Below are 22090 nucleotides of genomic sequence, written 5' to 3'. Positions count from 1 at the left end.
TGGCCATGAGTTTACACGCGCAATGCCTGCAGCAGATCGGTTTCCAGTTGAATCTGGTTGCGCGGATGATTAAGTACCGGACCATCGATGACGAATACGTCTTCCACGCGTTCGCCGAGTGTCATGATCTTGGCGGTGTGCAGGTTGATCTTGTATTTCGCCAGCACATTGGAAATGGTGTAGAGCAGGCCGGTGCGGTCGTTGGCGGAGACCGACAGCAAATAATACTGGCCGCGTTCATCGGGACGCAGATCGACCGTCGGATTGATCGGGAAGGTGCGTGACTGGCGCGACAGGCGGCCACGAATCGGCGGCGGCAGCGGGCCGTCCGACTTCAGCAGCTCGGCCAGTTCATGCTCAATCAGGTTGATGATGTCGCGATAGTTTTTGGCGAACACCGGCGCGCTGATCACGAACGCATCGAGCGCATAATTCTTTTTTGTGGTGTGAATCTTGGCATCCAGAATGCTGAAATTCTTTTCATCGAAGTAGCTGCAGATGCGGGCAAACAGATCGGCGCGGTCCTTGGTGTAGACGGCGACCTGCACGCCTTCGCCAATCGGCGCCAGACGGCATTTGACCAGTGGCACCGGACTGTCGATGCGATCATGGAATGACCGCGTTTGCCAGGCGATGTCGGAAGCGTCATGGCGCAGGAAGTAGGCCACGTCAAGTTGCTGCCAGAATTTTTCATGGGCATCGGCTTCCAGCCCGTACAGACGCAAGGTCTTGATGGCTTCCTGTTGTGTGTTTTTCAGTTCGCGGTCGGCAGAAGGTGCTTCGCCGCCCAGCACGCGCAGCGTGATCCGGTACAGGTCTTCCAGCAGCTTGCCTTTCCAGGCATTCCACACCTTCGGGCTGGTGCCGCGGATATCGGCCACCGTCAACAGATACAGGGCGGTCAGGTGACGCTCATCCTTGACGCTGTCGGCAAATTGCTGGATCACGTCGGGATCTGACAGATCCTGTTTTTGCGCCACTTGCGACATGCTCAAATGATGCTCGACCAAAAACACGATCAGTTCGGTATTTTCCGCTGACACGCCATGTTGTTCGCAAAATTGACGGGCGTCGGCCATGCCCAGTTTGGAGTGGTCGCCGCCGCGTCCTTTGGCAATGTCGTGAAACAGCGCGGCGATATACAGGATCCAGGCTTGTCCGAAGTTGGCCATCAACTGACTGCAGAATGGATATTCGTGCGCATGTTCGCTCATGGTGAAGCGGCGCACATTGCGCACCACCATCAGGATGTGCTGGTCGACGGTATAGACGTGAAACAGGTCGTGCTGCATCTGGCCGACAATGCGGCGGAAATTCGGCAGGTAACGACCGAGCACGCTGGTCTGATTCATGCGGCGCAGAGCGTGGGTAACACCGCGCTTGCCCTGAATGATCTGCATGAACAGCGCGTGATTGTGCGGATCGCGGCGGAAGGCATTATCGATTTTGAAGCGTGCATGCCAGAGCGCGCGCATGGTCCGCGCCGACATGTTTTTGAGTTCCGGATGCTGAGTCAGCAGCAAAAATACTTCCAGCATCGCCGACGGTGTCTGTTCGAATGTATCGTCGTGCGCGATATCGAGAAAGCCGTTGAGTTCGTTGAAGCGGTCGTTGATCTTTTGCGGCACCACTTGTTGCGGAAACAGTTGCGCTTCGATGTTTTGCAGCAAGATGGTATTGAGCTGGGTGACTGCCTTGGCGGCCCAGTAATAGCGCTGCATCAGATACTCGCTGGCGCGCCGGGTATCGGTCGTCTTGAAGCCGAAGGTTTCGGCAATCGGTGTCTGGATATCGAATACCAGCCGGTCTTCGCGACGATTGGTGTAGATGTGCAGGCGGATCCGGATATCCTTGAAGGCGCGCTCTTTCTGCTTGAGCTGGCGCGCTTCGGTGGCGGTCAGCAAACCGCGCTGCGCCAGTTTGCTCCATGAATCGCCAAGCCCGGCAGCCTTGGCGACCCAGATGATGACTTGCAGGTCGCGCAGTCCCCCTGGGCTTTCCTTGCAGTTTGGTTCCAGGCTGTATGGTGTGTCTTCATACTTGATGTGGCGCTGGCGCATTTCCAGCGTCTTGGCCTGGAAAAAGGCGCGCGGATCCATGGCGGCGCTGCAGCGTTCCTGCAGCACATGAAACAGGGGCCGGTTGCCGGTCACCAGTCGCGCTTCCAGCAAGCTGGTCTGGACCGTGATGTCGGCCGCAGATTCGGCCAGGCATTCTTCTACGGTGCGGATGCTGTGACCGATTTCCAGTCCGATATCCCAGAACAGTTGCACCAGCTTTTCCAGCTTTTCCTGCAAACCGGCGTCGGGCGTGCCGTTGAGCAAAATCAGCACGTCGACATCGGAGTGCGGAAACAATTCGCCACGCCCATAGCCGCCGACCGCCACCAATGCAATGTCGCGCGGCATGCCGGACTCATCCCAGGCTTTGGTCAGGGCCGCATCCACATTGCGTCGCAACTGGGTCAGCAATTGATCGGTCTTGCCGTCAGCCTGAAACGTTTCTATCGCCAGTTGGCGATCCGTCTTTAATTGTTGTTTGAGCGAGGCGGCAAGGTTGGGCATGGAGTGGGTTTCTGGTGCTGATCAGGCGCTGGTGGTGGCAGTGGCGGTTGCTGGCGTGATGATTGCCGGTGGCGCCGGCATGCCGGGCGACACGGTCAGGACTTCGTAACCGTCGGCAGTCACCAGTACAGTATGTTCCCACTGTGCCGACAGGCTGCGATCCTTGGTTTTGATGGTCCAGCCGTCGCCCATCTCGCGGATTTCACGGCGGCCGGCATTGATCATCGGCTCGACCGTGAAGATCATGCCGGCTTCCAGTTTTTCCAGCGTGCCGGGACGACCATAATGCAATACCTGTGGCTCTTCATGAAAAACCTTGCCGATGCCATGGCCGCAAAATTCGCGGACTACACTGTAACCGGCCTTTTCGGCGTGTTGCTGAATGACGTGGCCGATGTCGCCGAGATGTGCACCCGGTTTGATCTTGGAAATGCCCAGCCACATGCACTCATAAGTGATCTCGGTCAGGCGGCGCGCCAGAATCGATGGCTCGCCGATATAGAACATGCGGCTGGTATCGCCGTGGTAATCATTCTTGATCACGGTGACATCAATGTTGAGGACGTCGCCGTTCTTCATGACCTTGTCGCCGGGGATGCCATGGCAAATGATGTCATTGAGGGAAGTGCAGATCGCCTTGGGGTAGGGGGTGTAGCCGGGCGGGCAGTAATTGAGCGGCGCCGGAATCGAATCCTGCACGTCGCGCATGTATTCGTGGCAGAGCCGGTCCAGTTCGCCGGTGGTGGTGCCGGCTTTGACGAAGGGGGCGATGTAATCGAGCACTTCTGCGGCCAGTTTGCCGGCGACGCGCATGCCTTCAATATCTTCCGCGTTTTTGATCGAAATGGTGCTCATGATGGTGTTAATCCGCTAAAAATCTTCAATCCGAGATTATAAACGAGCTGGCCGGGCGTGTCTGATCAGGTCCGGCGCAAAGCAGTCAGCTGCGGGCTGAAATGCCGTCGCGGCTGAAATGGTGATTGTCTTGCTTGCAGCGCTTGAATGGATTGGCTGGATGAGGTAGAATGCGCGGCTAACTTGAATTGTTCAGGTTGGAAGGCTTGATTTTCAGCAAGATGCCTGTCGGACGTGCAGCAATGTCATGGCGGGATGTCAGGTTGTCAACCTTGCTTATTTGAAATGTAGTGCACGCAAAACGCGAATCCGTTCGCCAAAAGGGTGCCTGGCCATGCATACGCCGGGTGACCGAATGGATTCCAGACCTAACCCTGGAGAAAATTATGTCCGTAACTATGCGCGAAATGCTGGAAGCCGGTGTCCACTTTGGTCACCAAACACGTTTCTGGAACCCAAAGATGGCGCCGTTCATCTTCGGTCACCGCAACAAGATTCATATCGTCAACCTGGAAAAGACCCTGGGCATGTATCAGGAAGCGCTGAAGTATGTGCGCCAACTGTCGTCCAATCGCGGCAACATCCTGTTCGTCGGTACCAAGCGTCAGGCACGTGAAACCATTGCTGCCGAAGCACAGCGCGCTGGCGTTCCTTTCGTTGATCAGCGCTGGTTGGGCGGCATGCTGACCAACTTCAAGACCATCAAGACATCGATCAAGCGTCTGAAAGACATGGAAGCAATGATCGAAGACGGTTCGATCGAAAAGCTGAGCAAGAAGGAAGCCCTGTTGTTCAGCCGCGAAATGGAAAAGCTGCAAAAATCCATCGGCGGCATCAAGGATATGGGCGGCATTCCTGACGCTATTTTCGTGATCGACGTCGGCTACCACAAGGGCGCCATCACTGAAGCCGCCAAGCTGGGTATCCCGGTTATCGGTGTGGTTGATACCAACCACTCGCCAGAAGGCGTGACTTACGTCATTCCAGGCAACGATGACTCCGCCAAGGCGATCACATTGTATGCACGCGGCATTGCCGATGCGATTCTGGAAGGCCGCGCCAATGCGGTCAACGAAGTCGTGGAAGCAGTCAAGAACGGCGGCGATGAGTTCGTCGAGGTAAGCGAACAGGCTTAATTCCGCCTTTTTGCAGCAGGTTTCAAAAGAGGGGTGACAGCGAGAACAAGCGCAGTTGACCCCTTTTTTTTGAGTAAATTTGTCGAATTTCAGATGTCCGTCGAACGGACATCCTTTGTTAGGAGAAGTATATGGCGGCAATTACCGCAGCACTGGTAGGCGAACTGCGCGCAAAGACTGATGCGCCAATGATGGAATGCAAAAAGGCACTGACCGAAGCCGACGGCGATCTGGTCAAGGCGGAAGAACTGCTGCGCGTCAAGCTGGGCAGCAAGGCTTCCAAGGCATCTTCCCGCGTGACTGCTGAAGGCGTGGTCGCGGCGTATATCGTCGGCGGCGTCGGCGCACTGGTTGAAGTCAACTGTGAAACCGACTTCGTGACCAAGAACGATGAATTCCTCGCGCTGGCCAATTCGGTTGCCAAGCTGGTTGCCGAAAACAACCCGGCAGACCTGGCTGCTCTGGCAGCATTGCCGCTGGATGGCAAGACCGTTGAAGAAAAACGTGCTGAACTGATCGGCCGCATCGGCGAAAACATGTCGATCCGTCGTTTCCAGCGTTTTGAGACAGCCGGCAAGCTGGTGTCTTACCTGCACGGCACACGCATCGGCGTGGTAGTCGATTTCGAAGGTGCTGATGAGCAAGTCGGCAAGGATGTCGCCATGCACATCGCAGCGATGAAGCCGGTGGCACTGTCGTCGGATCAGGTACCTGCCGATCTGATCGAAAAAGAGCGCTCGGTTGCATCCCTGAAGGCTGCAGAATCCGGCAAGCCTGCCGATATCGTTGCCAAGATGGTAGATGGCTCGGTGCAGAAATTCCTGAAGGAAGTTTCCTTGTTCAACCAATCGTTCGTCAAGAACGACAAGCAAACAGTTGAACAAATGCTGAAGGCCGCAAATACGTCGGTCAAGTCGTTCACCATGTACGTGGTTGGCGAAGGCATTGAAAAGAAACAGGACGACTTTGCAGCTGAAGTGGCTGCGCAAGTCGCCGCAGCGACCAAGCAGGCGTAAGTGATGTAGGAAAAGCGGGCCGAGAGGCCCGTTTTTTTAGGATGGCGTATTGTTGAGGCGGTTTTGTGACTGGCGTTGCAGGGGCAGGCATTTCAAAATGTAATTTCGCAGCGCAGCAAGCGGGGCAGGGCATAAAATGCCGAACGTTGCCGGTGGCAGCGATGTCGCAGTAAATTGCCGGACAGCCGCAGGCATGCCGGTGCGGTCCGGGAAAATCAGTTTCAGCAGTGCGGTATCAGCAGTTCAGTTTCAGCAGCAGATCAAGCAACAGATTCAGTACACACAGTCAAATCGGATAGAACACGGAGCCCAGCACATGACGACACCAGCCTATAAGCGCGTACTCCTTAAACTCTCCGGCGAAGCCCTGATGGGCGATGACGCTTACGGCATCAACCGCGCCACCATCGAGCGCATGGTGGCAGACGTCGCTGAAGTCAGCCGTCTCGGTGTCGAGCTGGCCATCGTCATCGGCGGCGGCAATATTTTCCGCGGCGTCGCGCCCGGAGCGCAGGGCATGGACCGCGCTACCGCCGACTACATGGGCATGCTGGCCACGGTCATGAACTCACTGGCACTGGCCGACGCAATGCGTCAGGCCGGTCTCACGGCACGGGTCATGTCAGCCATCGGCATCGAGCAAGTGGTCGAGCCTTATGTCCGCCCCAAAGCATTGCAATACCTGGAAGAGGGCAAGGTCGTAGTTTTCGCCGCCGGTACCGGCAACCCGTTTTTCACCACCGATACCGCGGCTGCCTTGCGCGGTTCGGAAATCGGTGCCCAGATCGTCCTCAAGGCCACCAAGGTCGATGGCGTTTATACTGCTGATCCGAAAAAGGATCCGGCCGCAACGCGTTATTCCACGATTACCTTCGATGAAGCCATTTCCAAGCATCTGCAAGTCATGGATGCGACCGCCTTCGCGCTGTGCCGCGACCAGAAGCTGCCGATCAAGGTGTTTTCCATCATCAAGCCCGGTGCGCTCAAGCGCGTTGTGATGGGTGAAGATGAGGGGACCCTGGTACACGTATAAATTGCGCGGGAGGGATGTCGGCGAGGGTGCCGGCGTGCCTGTCTGCAAATAAACGGGTAAACGGTCAGGTTTTTATTTACACTTCGGTTTTAGTATTACCGCATTAGATAGGAGAGCAGCAATGACTACCGCTGACGTCAAGAAAAGCGCAGAACAGAAAATGATCAAATCCATCGAGACGCTCAAGGCGAATCTCTCGAAGGTGCGCACCGGTCGTGCGCATACCGGCATTCTGGATCACATTCTGGTCGATTATTACGGTACCCCGACGAATATCACTCAGGTCGCCAATGTGACCCTGATCGATGCTCGTACCATTGGCGTGCAGCCATGGGAAAAGAAAATGCTGGCCGCAGTTGAAAAAGCCATTCGTGATTCCGACCTCGGTCTCAATCCTGCTTCCCAGGGTGACGTGATCCGCGTGCCGACGCCGCCGCTCAATGAAGAGCGCCGCAAGGAGATGGTCAAACTGGTCAAGAACGAAGGTGAAGATGCCAAGATTGCAGTCCGCAATATTCGCCGCGACGGCAATGAAAGCCTGAAAAAGCTGGTCAAGGACAAGGTTTGCTCGGAAGACGACGAGCGTCGTGGCCAGGAAGAAATCCAGAAGCTGACCGACAAGTTCGTGGCCGATATCGACAAGCTGGTGGCAGAAAAAGAAAAAGAAGTTCTGACGGTGTAGGCATCGGCTTTGCGATGGCACATGCAATGTGCCATCATGCAAACGGCCGGCATCCAGTCCGCGACTCAGTTCATTTTTTACACTGTATGACTTATAAAAGCTCAACCCAGGCGGTGCCAGAGGTATCGACGGTGCCGCGTCACGTTGCCATCATCATGGATGGTAACGGGCGTTGGGCCACCAAACGTTTTCTGCCGCGCGTGGCAGGGCACGTCAAAGGCGTCGAGGCGGTGCGTGACATCGTCGAAGCCTGCAGCCAGCGCGGCATTGAATATCTGACCCTGTTTGCCTTCAGTTCAGAGAACTGGCGTCGTCCCGCCGATGAAGTGTCGCTGCTGATGCGTCTGTTCATGACGGCGCTCGAACGCGAAGTCAGCAAGATGCACGCCAACAATATCCGCTTGCGGGTGGTGGGCGATCTCAGTCGCTTCGATCTCAAGTTGCAGGAGATGGTTACCAAGGCCGAGGCGCAGACCGCCGGCAATACGCGCCTGACCCTGACCATTTGCGCCAATTACGGCGGGCGCTGGGATATCATGCAGGCGATTGCCAAGATGTTGCGCGAGCAACCGGGTGTGACCGATTTTTCCGAAGATCAACTGGCACCGCATCTGGCAATGGCGTATGCGCCTGAGCCGGACCTGTTTGTTCGTACCGGCGGCGAAGAGCGCATTTCCAATTTCCTATTGTGGCAACTCGCCTATAGCGAGCTGTACTTCACCGAAACTTACTGGCCCGATTTCGATGGCGCGGCGCTGGATCTGGCGATTGCATCCTATCGTCAGCGGGAGCGACGTTTCGGACGTACCAGCGAGCAACTGGTTGAGCAAAAAAAGGCTTCCTGATGCTGAAAACGCGTGTCATCACGGCGTTGGTTCTCCTGGCAATTCTGTTGCCGATCCTTTACCTGAATAACTTCTTTGCCTTTGCCACGGTGACGGTCGTGTTTTTCGCCGCCGGCATCTGGGAAGGGTTTCGCCTGTTTCGCAGCAACCGGCCGGAACTGCTGGCCGGTGTCTGGACCGTGGCGTTTGCTTTCATCGTCTTCGTTACCGGCTTGCCGAGCGTGCGTGCCTTGTTCGGCTTGTGCGTGGCGTTGTGGGTGATTCGTTTCGTACCCGCGCTGGGGCTGGGCTTGCCCAAGCTGGAGTCGGCCGGCAACCGTCTGCTGAGCGTGACCTACTCGCTGGCCGTGCTGGGTTGTTTCATTGCCATTGTTTCCCTGTTTCAACATGCGCCGCTGTATCTGCTGTCGGTCATGGCGATTGTCTGGATTGCCGACGTAGGTGCCTATTTTGCCGGCAAGGGCTTCGGCCGTCACAAGCTGGCACCGTCGATTTCTCCGGGCAAGTCCTGGGAGGGCGTCATTGGCGGCTGGCTGGCGGTGCTGGTGGTGGGCGCGATTGTCGCCATGTATGTCGATGGCGATACCTTCGTCGGACGCCTGTACGCGCATTTCGGCTGGCTGGGCTTCGTTGCGGTGATGAGTCTGCTGGTCGCGGCCAGCGTCGTCGGCGACTTGTTCGAATCACAACTCAAGCGTCGCGCCGGCATCAAGGACAGCAGCAATTTGCTGCCGGGCCACGGCGGCGTGCTGGATCGCATCGACGCGCTGATTCCCGTGTTGCCGCTGGCAGCGCTGATCGATCTCTGGCTGTAGGAATTTCATGCAAGCAATTACCATTCTCGGCTCTACCGGCTCGGTGGGCGTCTCCACGCTGGATGTGCTGGGGCGTCATCCTGAGCGTTATCAGGTCTTTGCGCTGACGGCGCATACGCGCGTGGCCGAACTGGCAACGCAATGCCGGCAATTCCGGCCACGTGTGGCGGTAGTCGGCACGTCGGCGGCGGCGCTCGAATTGCAGGGACTGTTGCGCCAGCAAGGGCTGAGCACCGACGTGTTATACGGTGAGCAGGCCTTGTGCGAGGTTGCTGCGGCGCCGGAATGCGACATCGTGATGGCGGCCATTGTCGGCGCTGCCGGTCTGGCGTCGACACTGGCGGCGGCGCAGGCCGGCAAGAAAATTTTGCTGGCCAACAAGGAATCGCTGGTGATGTCGGGGCAACTGTTGATTGATGCGGTGGCCCGCAACGGCGCCACATTGCTGCCCATCGACAGCGAGCACAATGCGATATTCCAATGCCTGCCGCATGATTACAAACGCTCCTTGCCGGATTTCGGTATCGAACGCATCATGCTGACCGCCTCTGGCGGCCCGTTCCTGACGCGCGCGGTGGAGACGCTCGACAGCGTCACGCCGGAAGAGGCTGTGGCGCATCCCAAGTGGGTGATGGGGCGCAAGATTTCGGTGGATTCCGCCACCATGATGAACAAGGGCCTGGAAGTCATCGAGGCGCACTGGTTGTTCGGCGCGCCGGCGGCCAATATCGAAGTGGTGATCCATCCGCAGAGCGTGATCCATTCGATGGTGTCCTATGTCGATGGCTCGGTGCTGGCGCAGTTGGGCAATCCCGATATGCGCACGCCGATTGCCAATGCACTGGCCTATCCGGAGCGCATTGCGTCAGGGGTGGCGCCGCTTGATCTGGCGCAGATCGGTCAATTATTTTTCGAGCGACCCGATTTCGCGCGTTTTCCGTGTCTGAAACTGGCGTATGATGCTCTGCAGGCCGGAGGCAGCGCGGCAGCCATATTGAATGCCGCCAACGAAGTTGCCGTTCAGGCCTTTCTGAACCGGGAAATTGGATTCCGCATGATTGATCAATTGATCGCTCGCGTGATGGATAGCGTGTCGTCTGCGCCCGTCACTGACATTGCCGGCCTGCTGGAGCAGGATCGTGTTGCGCGCGCTGCCGCGCAAGCCTGCATCACGTCATGAACCTGCTGCATACCATACTGGCATTCGTCGTTGCACTCGGTACCCTGGTGGTGGTGCATGAACTCGGTCATTACTGGGTGGCACGCCTGTGCGGCGTCAAGGTATTGCGCTTTTCGGTCGGCATGGGGCGGGTCGTCTGGTCGCGCCGTTTTGGCCGCGATCAGACCGAGTGGGCGATTTCCATTTTGCCGCTCGGTGGCTACGTCAAGATGCTCGATGCCCGTGAGCAGGATGTCGCTGACATCGATCCGGCCGATCTCAACCGTGAATTTACGCGCCAATCGGTGTGGCGCCGGATTGCCATTGTAGCGGCCGGGCCATTGGCCAATTTTATCCTCGCCATCCTCTTGTTTGCCGGTCTGTACATGCATGGCATTCCCGAGCCGGTTGCCAGGTTGCGTGCCGCCGAGCCGCAGACGCTGGCCTACCAGGTTGGTGTGCGCGGCGGAGAAACCATTACTGCCATCAATGGCGAAGCCGTGCATGGCTGGTCTGATCTGCGCTGGAAGCTGATGCAGCTGGCGCTGGAAAAAACGACCGCGCGCATGGATGTCGAGCGTGCCGGGCCGGCCGGCTCAAAGCGCATCGATACCATCGTGTTGCCGCTCGACAGTCTCAGTGCCAAGGATCTGGAGAGCGATTTTCTGACGCGGCTCGGTCTGAGTCTGGCGCGTCCGCCGGCGATTCTGGGCAAGATCATGGATGGTCCTGCGCAACGTGCCGGACTGCAAAGCGGCGACTTGATTCTTGATGTCAACGGTGTGGCCGTCAAGGATGGTTTGGCGCTGGTGGAGCTGATCCGCGCCTCGCCGGGCAAGCAATTGGAATTGCATGGCGTGCGGGCAGGGCAGGATTTCCGTATTGCACTGGTACCCGATACGCAAGAGGACAACGGCAAGACGATCGGTCGCATCAAGGTCGAAGTGCCGCTGGCGCCGGAGATGACGGTCATCAGCGATGGGCCGCTGACGGCCATCGCCAAGGGCGCACAGCGGACCTGGGACACCAGCATGCTGACCTTCAAGATGATCGGCAAAATGCTGACCGGACAGGTCTCCTGGAAAAATATTACCGGCCCGATTACCATTGCCGATTACGCCGGACAGACCGCGCGCATTGGCCTGGTCAGTTACCTCAGCTTCATCGCCTTCATCAGTATTAGTCTGGGTGTAATGAATCTCTTGCCCATCCCGGTTTTAGATGGCGGGCATTTGCTGTATTATTCGCTGGAGATTTTGACTGGACGCCCTGTGTCCGAGCGGTTTGGAGAAATTGCTCAGCGTGCCGGTCTCGGTATTTTGATGACCCTGATGCTCGTGGCTGCTTTCAACGACATCGTGCGTCTGATGTTTTAGAACCTGTTGACGTTCTTTTAGGGAATAGTCCGTGGTCATTGTGGCAATACAATGGCGGTCGCGGGCTTTTACAATTATCCGGCTTGCCTTGCGGCGACAACCGGCAAGAATATAGTTAATAAACGATAGCTAATGAAATTACATTCCGAGCACTTCCCGGCACCGATTTTTTCCCGTCGTCTGATTGCCGCTGCAGCTTTTGTGCTGTGTTCCAGCCAGGCCTTTGCGGTTGAGCCTTTTGTGGTCAAGGACATCCGGGTCGAGGGCATCCAGCGTACCGAAGCCGGTACCGTGTTCAGCTACTTGCCGGTGCGCGTCGGCGATACCTTTACCGATGAAAAGGGCACCGCCGCCATCAAGGCCTTGTACGCAACCGGCTTTTTCAAGGATGTACGGGTGGAAGCCGAAGGCGACGTGCTGGTGGTGCAAGTGGAAGAGCGGCCGGCGATTGCCAGTGTCGACTTCACCGGCATCAAGGAATTCGATAAAGAACAACTGACCAAGGCGCTCAAGGAAATCGGCGTCGGCGAATCGCGCATTTTCGACAAGTCCCAGGTTGATCGTGCCGAGCAGGAACTGAAGCGTCAGTATCTGTCGCGCGGTCTGTACGGCGCCAAGGTCACGACGACCGTGACCCCGGTCGAACGCAATCGCGTGGCCGTGACGTTTGCCGTGGATGAAGGCGAAGTTTCCCGCATCAAGCAAATCAATATCGTCGGCAACAAGGCATTTTCGGACAGCGATCTGCGTTCCCAGCTCAAGCTGACCACGCCGGGCTGGTTTACCTGGTACACCAAGGCTGACCAATACTCCAAGCAAAAGCTGGCCGGTGACATCGAAAGCCTGCGTTCCTACTATCTGGACCGCGGCTACCTCGAAATGCAGGTGGAATCTACGCAAGTGTCGATTACGCCGGACAAGAAAGACATCTACATCACCGTCAATGTCAAGGAAGGCGACAAGTTCACCGTTTCCGACATCAAGCTTGAGGGTGAAATGTTCGGCATGGAAAAAGACCTGGCGACCTCGATCGAGCTCAAGAAGGGTGACGTCTATTCCGGCAGCAAGCTGACTGAAAGCACCAAGAAAATCGGCGAACGCCTCGGTAATTTTGGTTATGCATTTGCCAACATCAATACCAACCCGATCATTGATCGGGAAAAGAAGGAAGTTGCCTTCACCATCATGGTTGACCCGGGCAAGCGCGTCTACGTGCGTCACGTCAACATTGCCGGCAACGGCAAGACCCGCGATGAAGTCATCCGCCGCGAATTCCGTCAGTTTGAAGATTCCTGGTATGACGGCGAGAAGATCAAGCTGTCGCGTGATCGCGTTGACCGTCTGGGCTACTTCAAGGAAGTGACCGTCGAGACGCCGGAAGTACCGAACACGACCGATCAGGTTGATGTCAATCTGAAGGTGGAAGAAAAGCCGACCGGCAACATCATGATCGGTGCCGGTTTCTCGCAAACCGACAAACTGAGCCTGACCGGTTCGATTTCGCAAGCCAATGCCTTCGGCAGCGGCAACACCATCGGTATCGATGTCAATACCAGCTCGCGCTATCGCACCATTGCGGTGTCGCAAACCAATCCGTACTTCACCGATGACGGCATCAGCCGCACCTATGAAGTGTTCCTGCGCACCATCCGGCCATCGGCGTACACCACCGGTGATTATCGCGTCAAGACAGTCGGCGGTAACGTCCGGTTCGGCGTGCCGTTCTCGGAACTCGATACGATTTTCTTCGGCGTCGGTGTGGAAAACACCAAGGTCGATACCGATGCCACCAGCCCGAACCTGTATCAGGCTTATGTGCGCGACTTTGGCGGTTCTGCAAATTGTGCAAGTAATGCAACTACCGATCTAGCTAAAAATGGACCTAACTGCGGTATCGGTACCGCTTCTACCACAAGCTTCCCGCTAACGGCAGCATGGCAGCGCGACAGCCGCGACAGTGCACTGGTGCCGACCAAGGGCCGTTATCAACGTGCCAATTTTGAAATATCCGCCGTAGGTACCTTGCAGTACTATCGCGCCATTTACCAGCATCAGTACTTCCAGCCATTGTTCAGCAATGCCGTGACCCTGGCCATGAACGGCGAGCTGGATTACGGCAAGGGCTATGGCGGCAAGCCGTACCCGATCTTCAAGAACTTCTATGCCGGTGGTATCGGCTCCGTCCGTGGTTACGAGCCGTCATCGCTGGGTAACCTGAAGGATCAGTACGGTGACTCGATGGGTGGATCGTCGCGCGCGATTGCCAGCCTGGAATTGCAATTCCCGTTCCCGGGTTCGGGGCAGGATCGCAGCTTGCGCTGGTTCACTTTCTTTGACGGCGGTAACGTGTTTGCCGATGGCGAACGCATCAAAGTCAACGATTTGCGCTATTCTGCTGGTTTCGGTATCAGCTGGATTTCGCCAATCGGTCCGCTCAAGCTGAGCTACGGTAAAGCCTTGAACGCGAAGAACGGTGACGGTTCGGTCACCAACCCAGGTGATAAACTGCAATCCTTCCAGTTCCAGCTCGGCACCGGATTCTGACCAGACTTAATGGCATAATTGTTTTTTGCAATACGGAGAATGATCTTGAAGTTCATGACCAAATCGTTGTTATCGTTTCATACCGCAGTGCTGGCAGTCGGCCTGCTTTCGTTTTCCCATGCGCAGGCGCAGGAAAAAATCGCTTTTGTCAGCACTGAGCGCATTTTCCGCGAAGCGGCGCCAGCCAAGGCTGCGCAAACCAAGCTGGAGCAGGAATTCGCCAAGCGCGACAAAGACCTGCAAGACGTGGCTGCACGCCTGAAGGCAACTTCCGACAAGCTCGACAAGGATGCCGCCGTGCTGTCCGAGTCCGAGCGCATGAAGCGTCAGCGCGACCTGAGCGATCTGGACAAGGAATTCCAGCGCAAGCAGCGCGAATTCCGTGAAGATCTGAATCAGCGTCGCAATGAAGAACTGGCAGTGGTGCTGGAACGTACCAACAAGGTGATCCGTCAGATCGCCGAAGCTGAAAAATACGACATCGTATTCCAGGAGGCAGTCTATGCCAGCAAGCGCATCGACATCACCGACAAGGTGCTCAAGGAATTGTCCAAGTAATCCAATCCGCCGTCCGCGGTTGCATTGTGTGCCCCTGGCAGCAATGCGCAGCGGCGGCGGAGCAACAAGCTAAGAAGGCCAACATGAGTATTCGGCTGGAACAGTTGGTCGAACGCCTGGGTGGCCAACTGCAGGGCGATGCACAGATTGAAGTCAGTGCCATCGCGCCGCTCGACGCGGCAACTGCGTCCCACATCACGTTTCTCTCCAATCCCAAATTCAGAGCGCAGGCCGGGCAAACGCAGGCGGCAGCGCTGATCTTGTCCGAAGCCGATAACGCTGCCATCAGCAGTTATGGCGGCGCGCGCATCATCACCAAAAATCCTTACGCCTATTTCGCCCGTGCCGCGCAGTTATTTGCCGCTGCTGCTGCCGATCCGCTGGTGCCCGGTGTGCATGCCAGCGCTTGCGTTGACCCTGCCGCCAGTATTGCCGCCAGCGCCGTCATCGGACCGCAGGTGGTGATTGAAGCGGGTGCCGTCATCGGCGAGCGCGCCGTGATCGATGCCGGCAGCTATATCGGTCGTCACGCCAGTGTCGGTGCGGATACCCATTTTTATGCCCGGGTTACCCTGCATGCTGCTTGTATCATCGGCGCACGCGGTATCGTGCACTCCGGTGTCGTCATTGGCGCTGACGGTTTCGGCTTTGCCAATGAAGGCGGCGAATGGATCAAGATTCCGCAGGTCGGTCGGGTGGTCATCGGTGACGACGTCGAAATCGGCGCCAACACCACGATTGATCGCGGCGCCTTGTCGGATACCGTGATCGAAGAGGGCGTCAAGCTCGATAACCAGATCCAGATTGCCCACAATTGCCATATCGGTGCGCATACGGCGATTGCCGCCTGCGCCGGTATCGCCGGCAGCGCCACCATCGGCAAATATTGCTCGATTGGCGGCGCGGCGATGATTCATGGCCATATCACGATTGCCGACCGGGTCCATGTCTCGGCCGGCACGCTGGCATTGCGCTCGATTTCGGAGCCGGGCCAATATACCGGGTTTTATCCGGTCGCCAAGCACGGCGATTGGGAAAAATCTGCTGCACTGGTACGCAATCTGGGCTCAATGCGTGAGAAAATCCGGGCATTAGAAAAAACGATCAAATCGCTGACAGAACAAAATGACTAGCCTAGACATCAATCAAATCAAAGAATACCTCCCGCATCGTTATCCGCTGTTGCTGGTCGACCGCGTACTCGAATGGGAAAGCGGCAAGACCATCACCGCACTCAAGAACGTGACTGCCAACGAAGAGTTCTTCAATGGCCATTTTCCGAACAAGCCGGTAATGCCGGGCGTACTGACCATCGAAGCGCTGGCGCAAGCCGCCGCCTTGCTGTCGTTCCTGACGGAAGGCCGCAAGCCGGATGAGCATACCGTGGTGTATTTCCTCGGTATCGACAAGGCTCGCTTCCGCCGTATCGTGGTGCCGGGCGACCAGCTCAAGCTGCAAGTCGAGATCGTGCGTATCGTGCGCGGTATCTGGAAGTACAAGGCAGTGGCCACGGTGGATGGCGAGATGGCGGTCGAAGCCGAGTTCATGTGCACCATGCGCAATGCCAACGATGGCGCCAAGCCCGACTGATCCATGGCTATTCATTCCAGCGCCGTTATTGCCCCCGGCGCACAACTTGACTCATCAGTAGAGGTTGGTGCGTTCACGGTGATCGGTCCGCATGTGCAGATCGGCGCCGGTACCCGTATCGGTCCGCATGTCGTGATCGAAGGCCATACCACGATTGGCCGTGACAACCAGATTTTCCAGTTCAGCTCGCTCGGCGCTGCGCCGCAGGACAAGAAGTACGCCGGCGAACCGACCCGGCTGGAAATCGGCGACCGCAATACCATCCGCGAATTCGTGACCTTCAATCTGGGCACGGTACAGGATGCGGGCGCGACGCGCATCGGCAATGACAACTGGATCATGGCCTATGTGCATCTGGCCCATGATTGTCAATTGGGCAACAACATCATCCTGGCCAACAATGCAACGCTGGCCGGACATGTGCATCTGGGCGACTGGGTGTTCCTGGGCGGGTTCACTTCGGTGCACCAGTTCTGTCATATCGGCGCCCATGCGATGACGGCATTCACCGCTGCAGTCAGCCAGGATATCCCGCCGTTCGTGACGGCGGCCGGCAACCGCGCAGTACCGGCCGGCATCAACAGCGAAGGCTTGAAACGACGCGGTTTCAGCAGCGAACAGATCATGGCGATCAAGCGTGCCTACAAGGTCGTCTATCGCTCCGGTCTGCCGCTGGAACAAGCCAAGCTGGAACTGCAGCAACTGGAAGACAAGTCTCCCGAATCCGCAGCGCATATTCGTCAGATGCGAGAATTCATCGAGGTTTCGACACGTGGCATTATCCGATAACGTCTCCATAGCGATGGTCGCCGGCGAAAGCTCCGGCGATCTGCTTGCGAGCCGGTTGTTATCGGGTTTGCGTCCGCGTTTGCCGCATGCGCATCTGCATGGCATCGGCGGCATGCACATGGCGGCCGAGGGTTTTGTCAGCGACTGGCCCATGGACAAGCTGACCGTGCGCGGCCTGTTTGAAGTGATTCCCCGTTACCGCGAAATCAAGGGCATTCAAAATGCCTTGCGTGATCAGTTGCTGGCGCAGCGTCCGGCGGCCTTCATCGGCATTGATTATCCCGGTTTCAATCTTGGTCTCGAATTGCAATTGCGCGAGGCCGGCATTCCCACCATGCATTTCATCGGTCCGCAAATCTGGGCCTGGCGTGGCGGTCGTATCAAGAAAATCGCGCGTGCAGTGTCGCACATGCTGGTCATTTTCCCGTTCGAAGAAGAGATCTACCGGCGCGCCGGCATTCCGGTAACCTATGTCGGTCATCCGCTGGCGGAAGTGATTCCGATGGTGCCGGATCAGGCGGCGGCGCGCACGGCGCTGGGTCTGTCGCAGCAACGGCGGGTAGTCGGCATCTTGCCCGGCAGCCGGATTTCAGAATTGAAATACAACAGCGCCAGTTTTCTTGGCGCAGCGCGTTTGCTGGCGCAACGCGATCCGCAACTGCAATTTGTAGTGCCGATGGCGGGCGACAAGCAGCGCGCCTGTTTCATGCAATTGCTGCAACAGGCGGGCGTGGCCGATCTGGACATTCAGGTCATCGACGGTCAGTCGCATCGCGTGATGGAAGCATCCGACGCGGTGCTGGTGGCCTCCGGTACCGCCTCGCTGGAAGTGGCGCTGTACAAGAAGCCGATGGTGATAGCGTACAAGATGATGTGCGCTTCCTACCAAATCATGCGCCACATGAATTACCAACCCTGGATTGGTTTGCCGAATATTCTGGCACGCGAATTTCTGGTGCCGGAGTTGGTGCAACAGGCGGCAACGCCGCAAGCGTTGGCGGATGCCTTGTGGCAGCAAATGGAAGATCCGGCACATCTGGAGCGCTTGCGACAGCGCTTCATCGATATGCATCACTCACTCTTGCGCGATACCGCAAATGCAAGTGCGCAAGCGGTTTGCGCAATGCTCGAAAGACACGCCGGCGGAACCAGTTCCGGGCGATAACACAATGGTAAACATGGCGGCTGATCTGAGTTTTAATTTGTTCGATTACGATGGCGAAGTGATTTGCGGCGTCGATGAAGCGGGCCGTGGCCCGTTGGCCGGCCCGGTGTTTGCGGCTGCCGTGATACTGGACCCGCAGCGGCCGATTGCCGGTTTGCGCGATTCCAAGAAGCTCAGCGAAGCACGGCGCGACAACCTGGCGCTGGAAATCAAAGAGCATGCGCTGGCCTGGGCGGTGGCGCAATGCTCGGAAGAAGAGATCGACAGTCTCAATATCCTGCACGCCAGCATGCTGGCAATGCGACGCGCAGTGGAAGCCTTGCAGGTGGTGCCGACACTGGCGCTGATCGATGGCAATCGCTGCCCGGTGATGACGATACGTTCGGAAGCCATCATCAAGGGTGACGACAAGGTGGCTGCCATTTCGGCCGCATCGATCCTGGCCAAGACCGCACGCGATGCGGCACTGGTCGATTTGCATATGCAGTATCCGCACTACGCGTTTGATCGTCACAAGGGTTATCCGACCGCATTGCATCTGGAGTTGTTGCGTTTGCACGGTGTATCGCCGGTACATCGCCGCTCTTATGCGCCAGTGCGCGCTTTGCTGTCGGTCGCCGGTCGCAAATGACGGAGCCCCGGCATGAAACCGATCTCTTCCCGCGATAATCCGCTTTACAAAGAACTCAAGCAACTGGCCACCAGCGCCCAGGCACGGCGTAAAGCCGGCCAGAGCCTGCTGGATGGCGTGCATCTGGCGCAGGCCTGGCTGCAACGCGGCGTCGCGCCGCTGTACTGCATCGTGGCCGACAGCGCGTTGGCGCATGCGGAAGTCAGTCCGCTGGTGGCGCAGTGCGAGCAGCTTGGCACTGCCTGCATTTGCTTGCCGGATGTCTTGTATCAGGCCATCAGTCAGGTTGAGCATGGGGTCGGTTTGTTGCTGGTTATCGAGACGCCCAGACCGGTGGCGCCGCCAGCATTGACGAGCTCGGCAGTATTGCTCGACAACGTGCAGGATCCCGGCAATCTCGGCTCGATTCTGCGCAGTGCGGCAGCCGCAGGGATCACGCAAGTGTTTTGTGCACCGGGCACCGCCGCGGCATGGTCGCCCAAGGTGCTGCGCGCCGGCATGGGCGCGCATTTCCTGCTCGATATCGTCGAAAACGCTGACTTGCTGACGCTCTGCAAGGACAGTCGCATTCCGGTGTTGGCCACCAGTTCCTACGCGCAGAAAACCATTTACCAGGCCGACCTGAGCGCACCGGTGGCATGGTTGTTCGGTCATGAAGGGCAGGGCGTGTCGGCCGAGTTGCTGGCTGCGGCCAGTTTGCAGGTGGTGATTCCGCATCGCGGTGCGATGGAGTCACTCAACGTTGCCGCCGCTGCCGCCGTCTGTTTTTTCGAGCAGATGCGCCAAAGCGTGCCGCATTAAGACATCCGTGCCGTCATGACCCGCCCGAACCAGGACCTGTTTCAGTTCTTTCGCGGCAATTGGCGCTTGACGCGCGCGGTACTCGATGGCGCACAACGCACTGTGGCGCAGGCCAGCGGTGTCGCCGGATTTGTTGCCGGCAGCGGGGCCGGCGAGCTGCTGTTCGAGGAGCGTGGACAATTGCTGCTGACCGCCTCGGTCAATGGCCGCCCGATCCCGTTCACGCGGCGTTATCGTTATGTCTTGCGGGATGACCTGGTCGACGTGTTTTTCGCCGACGGCACCGATAACGGCAAATCCTATCAATCGTATCGCTGGTCGCCGTCACGCCAGGCCTTGCTGCCATGTGCAGTGCATACCTGCATCGCAGACTGTTACAGCAGCCAGTACCGGCTCGCGGATGGAGATCATTTCGAGATGCAGACCACGATTCAGGGACCGCACAAAAGCCAGGTATTGCAGACCATCTTTGCCAGAATGCCGTGAGCCGGCGGCAATGAAAAATGCCGTCCAGTGTTGGCTGAACGGCATGTTTTGCCCGAGCTGGCGGGCATGACGTCACGCTGAAATCAGGATTTGAGATCGGCAATCAGGTCGATGTACTGCTGCATGGCATCTTCTTGGCCGGTGCCTTTGAGTGCATTCCATGCATCCCATTTGGCGCGGGCCACGAAGTCGGTCATGCCCGGACGTTCGCCTTGCGCATCGCCGCTGCTGCCTTGTTTGTAGAGACCGTACATCTTCAGCAGTGTCATGTTGTCCGGCCGTTGCGCCAGATTCTTTGATTCCGCTACCGTTTGTTCAAACTGTTCTTTCAAGCTCATCGTCAGGCTCCTTGGCGGGTTCAGACTGCCAGCAATTCAACTTCGAAGATCAGCGTGGCGTTCGGTGGAATCACGCCGCCGGCGCCGCGTGCGCCATAACCCAGCGCAGCAGGAATGATCAGCTTGCGTACGCCGCCGACTTTCATGCCTTGTACGCCTTCATCCCAACCCTTGATCACATGGCCGGCACCCAAAGGGAACGCAAACGGATCATTGCGGTCTTTACTCGAGTCAAACTTGCTGCCGGCGCTGCCGTCGGTATTTTGCAGCCAGCCGGTGTAATGCACGCTGACATGGTTGCCAGCCTTGGCTTCTTCGCCAGTGCCAAGTTGCAGTTCTTCGTATTGAAGTCCGGAAGCGGTAACGTTGGTGGACATGGTTTTCCTTTCAGTTGATAAATATTGTCGAGATGGTTTGGGGTCGCATATCCGGAGGTTGGCCACCGTTCGCAACCCGCGTCGCGGGTCCGATTTCGGTGTGCAAAAGACATGTTTCAGTGCTTTTCGGCATGCCTGCAATGCGCCTGCCGGACGGCGTTGCAGGCAGTGTAAACCAAAATGCCCGTGACAACATCGGGAAAGCAGCCTGGAATGAGGTACTGCCGGCATTTCTGTCGGGCATTTCTAAATGCGAAATTGCCTGACAAGTTGTCAGCCGGATTGCTGTCACAGGCGTTAAGAGTCGACAGGACGTGCGTCATCGCACGATAAGATTGCCGTTTTTTTTGTAAAGTTCTTCATGCTGCGTTGTCTTATTCGGTTTTCTCAGGTGTTGCTGTGCATGTTACTGAGCGCACAGGCGTACGCCAATGTCGTGGTCGTTCTCAATTCCGGCGATGCGACGGTGTCGCTGCTGGATCAGTCCACCTATAAAGAAATCAATACGTTTTCGGTCGGCAAGGAGCCGCATCACCTGATGGCGACGCCGGACAACAAGTCCCTGATCGTCGCCAGCGCCACCGGCAATCAATTGATTTTCCTTGATCCGAAGACCGGCGAAGTGCAACGCAAACTGCGCGGGATTGTCGATCCGTATCAGATCGGCTTTTCTCCTGATCAGAAATGGTTTGTCGCCAATGGCCTGCGGCTGGATCGCGTCGACGTCTATCGTTACGACGGCCATGACCTGCAACTGGTCAAGCGCGTACCGCTGGCCAAGACCCCGAGCCATATTGCATTCGATGCCGACAGCACCACTGCCTTCATCACCTTGCAGGGCAGCAACGAAGTCAGCGCCATCGATCTGGCCACGCAACAGGTGAAATGGACCATGCCGGTAGGGAAATTGCCGGCTGGTATTTTCATGACGCCCGACAACAAGCATTTGATGATTGGCATCATGGGCCGCGATTACGTTCAGGTGATCGACTGGCGCACCCAGAAAATCGTCAAGACCATCAAGGCCGGCGAAGGCGCGCACAACTTCCGCGCGCTCGGTGACAAGCGCCATGTATTTGTCTCCAACCGGGTGTCCAACACGATCAATGTGATCGATTTGCACACATTGGAAAACGTCGGCACCATCGCCGTGCCGGGCGGTCCTGATTGCATGGAAATCACGGAAGACGGCAAGACCATGTGGGTCACCTTGCGCTGGATCAAGAAAGTCGCGGTGATTGATCTGGCCACCAAAAAGGTAGTCAAGATCATTCCGGTCGGCCGCTCGCCGCACGGTATCTACTTTTTCAATCGCGCACCGGATCTCTGA

The 22090-nt window shown here is 57.3% G+C and carries 22 protein-coding genes; 18 read left to right on the top strand and 4 right to left on the bottom strand.

Translation table 11 applies throughout. The annotated features are described in order from the left end of the window. Positions 1 to 11: 11 nt before the first annotated feature. A complete protein-coding gene (locus AKL27_RS10265) occupies positions 12 to 2564 on the bottom strand; it encodes a [protein-PII] uridylyltransferase (protein ID WP_050462720.1) in 2553 nt (850 codons plus the stop codon). Positions 2565 to 2585: 21 nt separating this feature from the next. Continuing rightward, positions 2586 to 3419: a type I methionyl aminopeptidase gene (map, locus tag AKL27_RS10260; RefSeq protein ID WP_050462719.1), complete on the bottom strand. Its 834-nt coding sequence runs from the start codon at positions 3417 to 3419 to the stop codon at positions 2586 to 2588. 386 nt (positions 3420 to 3805) lie between these two features. On the opposite strand from map, the gene rpsB reads away from it, so the two are divergent. From rpsB to AKL27_RS10175, 17 genes are all read left to right on the top strand, one after another. Then, entirely contained in the window at positions 3806 to 4555 is a 750-nt protein-coding gene (gene rpsB / locus AKL27_RS10255; protein ID WP_050462718.1) for a 30S ribosomal protein S2, read from the top strand. 131 nt (positions 4556 to 4686) lie between these two features. Next, on the top strand, positions 4687 to 5571 hold the full coding sequence (gene tsf / locus AKL27_RS10250) for a translation elongation factor Ts (RefSeq protein ID WP_050462717.1): 885 nt from the start codon (positions 4687 to 4689) through the stop codon (positions 5569 to 5571). Between the two features lie 316 nt (positions 5572 to 5887). Further along, positions 5888 to 6604, top strand: a complete 717-nt coding sequence (gene pyrH / locus AKL27_RS10245; protein WP_050462768.1) for a UMP kinase — start codon at positions 5888 to 5890, stop codon at positions 6602 to 6604. Positions 6605 to 6725: 121 nt separating this feature from the next. Further along, positions 6726 to 7286, top strand: coding sequence for a ribosome recycling factor (gene frr / locus AKL27_RS10240; RefSeq protein ID WP_050462716.1), 561 nt, complete (start codon positions 6726 to 6728; stop codon positions 7284 to 7286). Between the two features lie 86 nt (positions 7287 to 7372). Then, positions 7373 to 8131, top strand: coding sequence for a polyprenyl diphosphate synthase (gene uppS / locus AKL27_RS10235; protein WP_050462715.1), 759 nt, complete (start codon positions 7373 to 7375; stop codon positions 8129 to 8131). After that, positions 8131 to 8946 (top strand): phosphatidate cytidylyltransferase, encoded by an 816-nt coding sequence (locus AKL27_RS10230; protein WP_050462714.1) that lies wholly within the window; start codon positions 8131 to 8133, stop codon positions 8944 to 8946. The genes uppS and AKL27_RS10230 overlap by 1 nt, the downstream gene beginning before the upstream one ends. Positions 8947 to 8953: 7 nt before the next feature. Further along, entirely contained in the window at positions 8954 to 10126 is a 1173-nt protein-coding gene (gene ispC, locus AKL27_RS10225; RefSeq protein WP_050462713.1) for a 1-deoxy-D-xylulose-5-phosphate reductoisomerase, read from the top strand. Continuing rightward, positions 10123 to 11481: an RIP metalloprotease RseP gene (gene rseP, locus AKL27_RS10220; protein WP_050462712.1), complete on the top strand. Its 1359-nt coding sequence runs from the start codon at positions 10123 to 10125 to the stop codon at positions 11479 to 11481. The genes ispC and rseP overlap by 4 nt, the downstream gene beginning before the upstream one ends. Before the next feature lie 132 nt (positions 11482 to 11613). Further along, entirely contained in the window at positions 11614 to 14025 is a 2412-nt protein-coding gene (gene bamA / locus AKL27_RS10215) for an outer membrane protein assembly factor BamA (protein ID WP_050462711.1), read from the top strand. Between the two features lie 39 nt (positions 14026 to 14064). Further along, positions 14065 to 14583, top strand: a complete 519-nt coding sequence (locus AKL27_RS10210) for an OmpH family outer membrane protein (RefSeq protein ID WP_198155934.1) — start codon at positions 14065 to 14067, stop codon at positions 14581 to 14583. Positions 14584 to 14666: 83 nt separating this feature from the next. Next, positions 14667 to 15716, top strand: a complete 1050-nt coding sequence (lpxD, locus tag AKL27_RS10205; RefSeq protein WP_050462710.1) for a UDP-3-O-(3-hydroxymyristoyl)glucosamine N-acyltransferase — start codon at positions 14667 to 14669, stop codon at positions 15714 to 15716. Beyond that, on the top strand, positions 15709 to 16173 hold the full coding sequence (gene fabZ, locus AKL27_RS10200) for a 3-hydroxyacyl-ACP dehydratase FabZ (protein ID WP_050462709.1): 465 nt from the start codon (positions 15709 to 15711) through the stop codon (positions 16171 to 16173). The genes lpxD and fabZ overlap by 8 nt, the downstream gene beginning before the upstream one ends. Before the next feature lie 3 nt (positions 16174 to 16176). Continuing rightward, the gene (lpxA, locus tag AKL27_RS10195) at positions 16177 to 16962 is read left to right on the top strand and encodes an acyl-ACP--UDP-N-acetylglucosamine O-acyltransferase (protein WP_050462708.1); all 786 of its coding nucleotides are present in this window, start codon (positions 16177 to 16179) and stop codon (positions 16960 to 16962) included. Positions 16963 to 16975: 13 nt separating this feature from the next. After that, on the top strand, positions 16976 to 18127 hold the full coding sequence (lpxB, locus tag AKL27_RS10190) for a lipid-A-disaccharide synthase (protein ID WP_157056881.1): 1152 nt from the start codon (positions 16976 to 16978) through the stop codon (positions 18125 to 18127). Between the two features lie 4 nt (positions 18128 to 18131). Then, positions 18132 to 18758 carry a ribonuclease HII gene (gene rnhB / locus AKL27_RS10185; protein ID WP_408609763.1) on the top strand — a complete coding sequence of 209 codons (627 nt, stop codon included), beginning with the start codon at positions 18132 to 18134 and terminating at the stop codon, positions 18756 to 18758. 12 nt (positions 18759 to 18770) lie between these two features. Beyond that, positions 18771 to 19559, top strand: a complete 789-nt coding sequence (locus AKL27_RS10180; protein ID WP_050462705.1) for a TrmH family RNA methyltransferase — start codon at positions 18771 to 18773, stop codon at positions 19557 to 19559. Positions 19560 to 19574: 15 nt separating this feature from the next. Continuing rightward, the gene (locus AKL27_RS10175) at positions 19575 to 20045 is read left to right on the top strand and encodes a DUF6314 family protein (RefSeq protein WP_050462704.1); all 471 of its coding nucleotides are present in this window, start codon (positions 19575 to 19577) and stop codon (positions 20043 to 20045) included. 83 nt (positions 20046 to 20128) lie between these two features. Here AKL27_RS10175 and AKL27_RS10170 read toward each other — a convergent pair whose 3' ends face one another. Then, entirely contained in the window at positions 20129 to 20383 is a 255-nt protein-coding gene (locus AKL27_RS10170) for an acyl-CoA-binding protein (RefSeq protein ID WP_050462703.1), read from the bottom strand. A gap of 20 nt (positions 20384 to 20403) precedes the next feature. Beyond that, entirely contained in the window at positions 20404 to 20760 is a 357-nt protein-coding gene (locus AKL27_RS10165; protein ID WP_050462702.1) for an FKBP-type peptidyl-prolyl cis-trans isomerase, read from the bottom strand. Positions 20761 to 21121: 361 nt separating this feature from the next. Between AKL27_RS10165 and AKL27_RS10160 the strand changes: the two genes are divergently transcribed. Continuing rightward, entirely contained in the window at positions 21122 to 22090 is a 969-nt protein-coding gene (locus AKL27_RS10160; protein ID WP_050462701.1) for a YVTN family beta-propeller repeat protein, read from the top strand.

The organism is Herbaspirillum autotrophicum, assembly GCF_001189915.1.
GTDB lineage: Bacteria > Pseudomonadota > Gammaproteobacteria > Burkholderiales > Burkholderiaceae_D > Herbaspirillum > Herbaspirillum autotrophicum.
The sequence above is the reverse complement of the archived record's forward strand: the minus strand, read 5'-3'. Positions and strand labels throughout refer to the sequence as shown.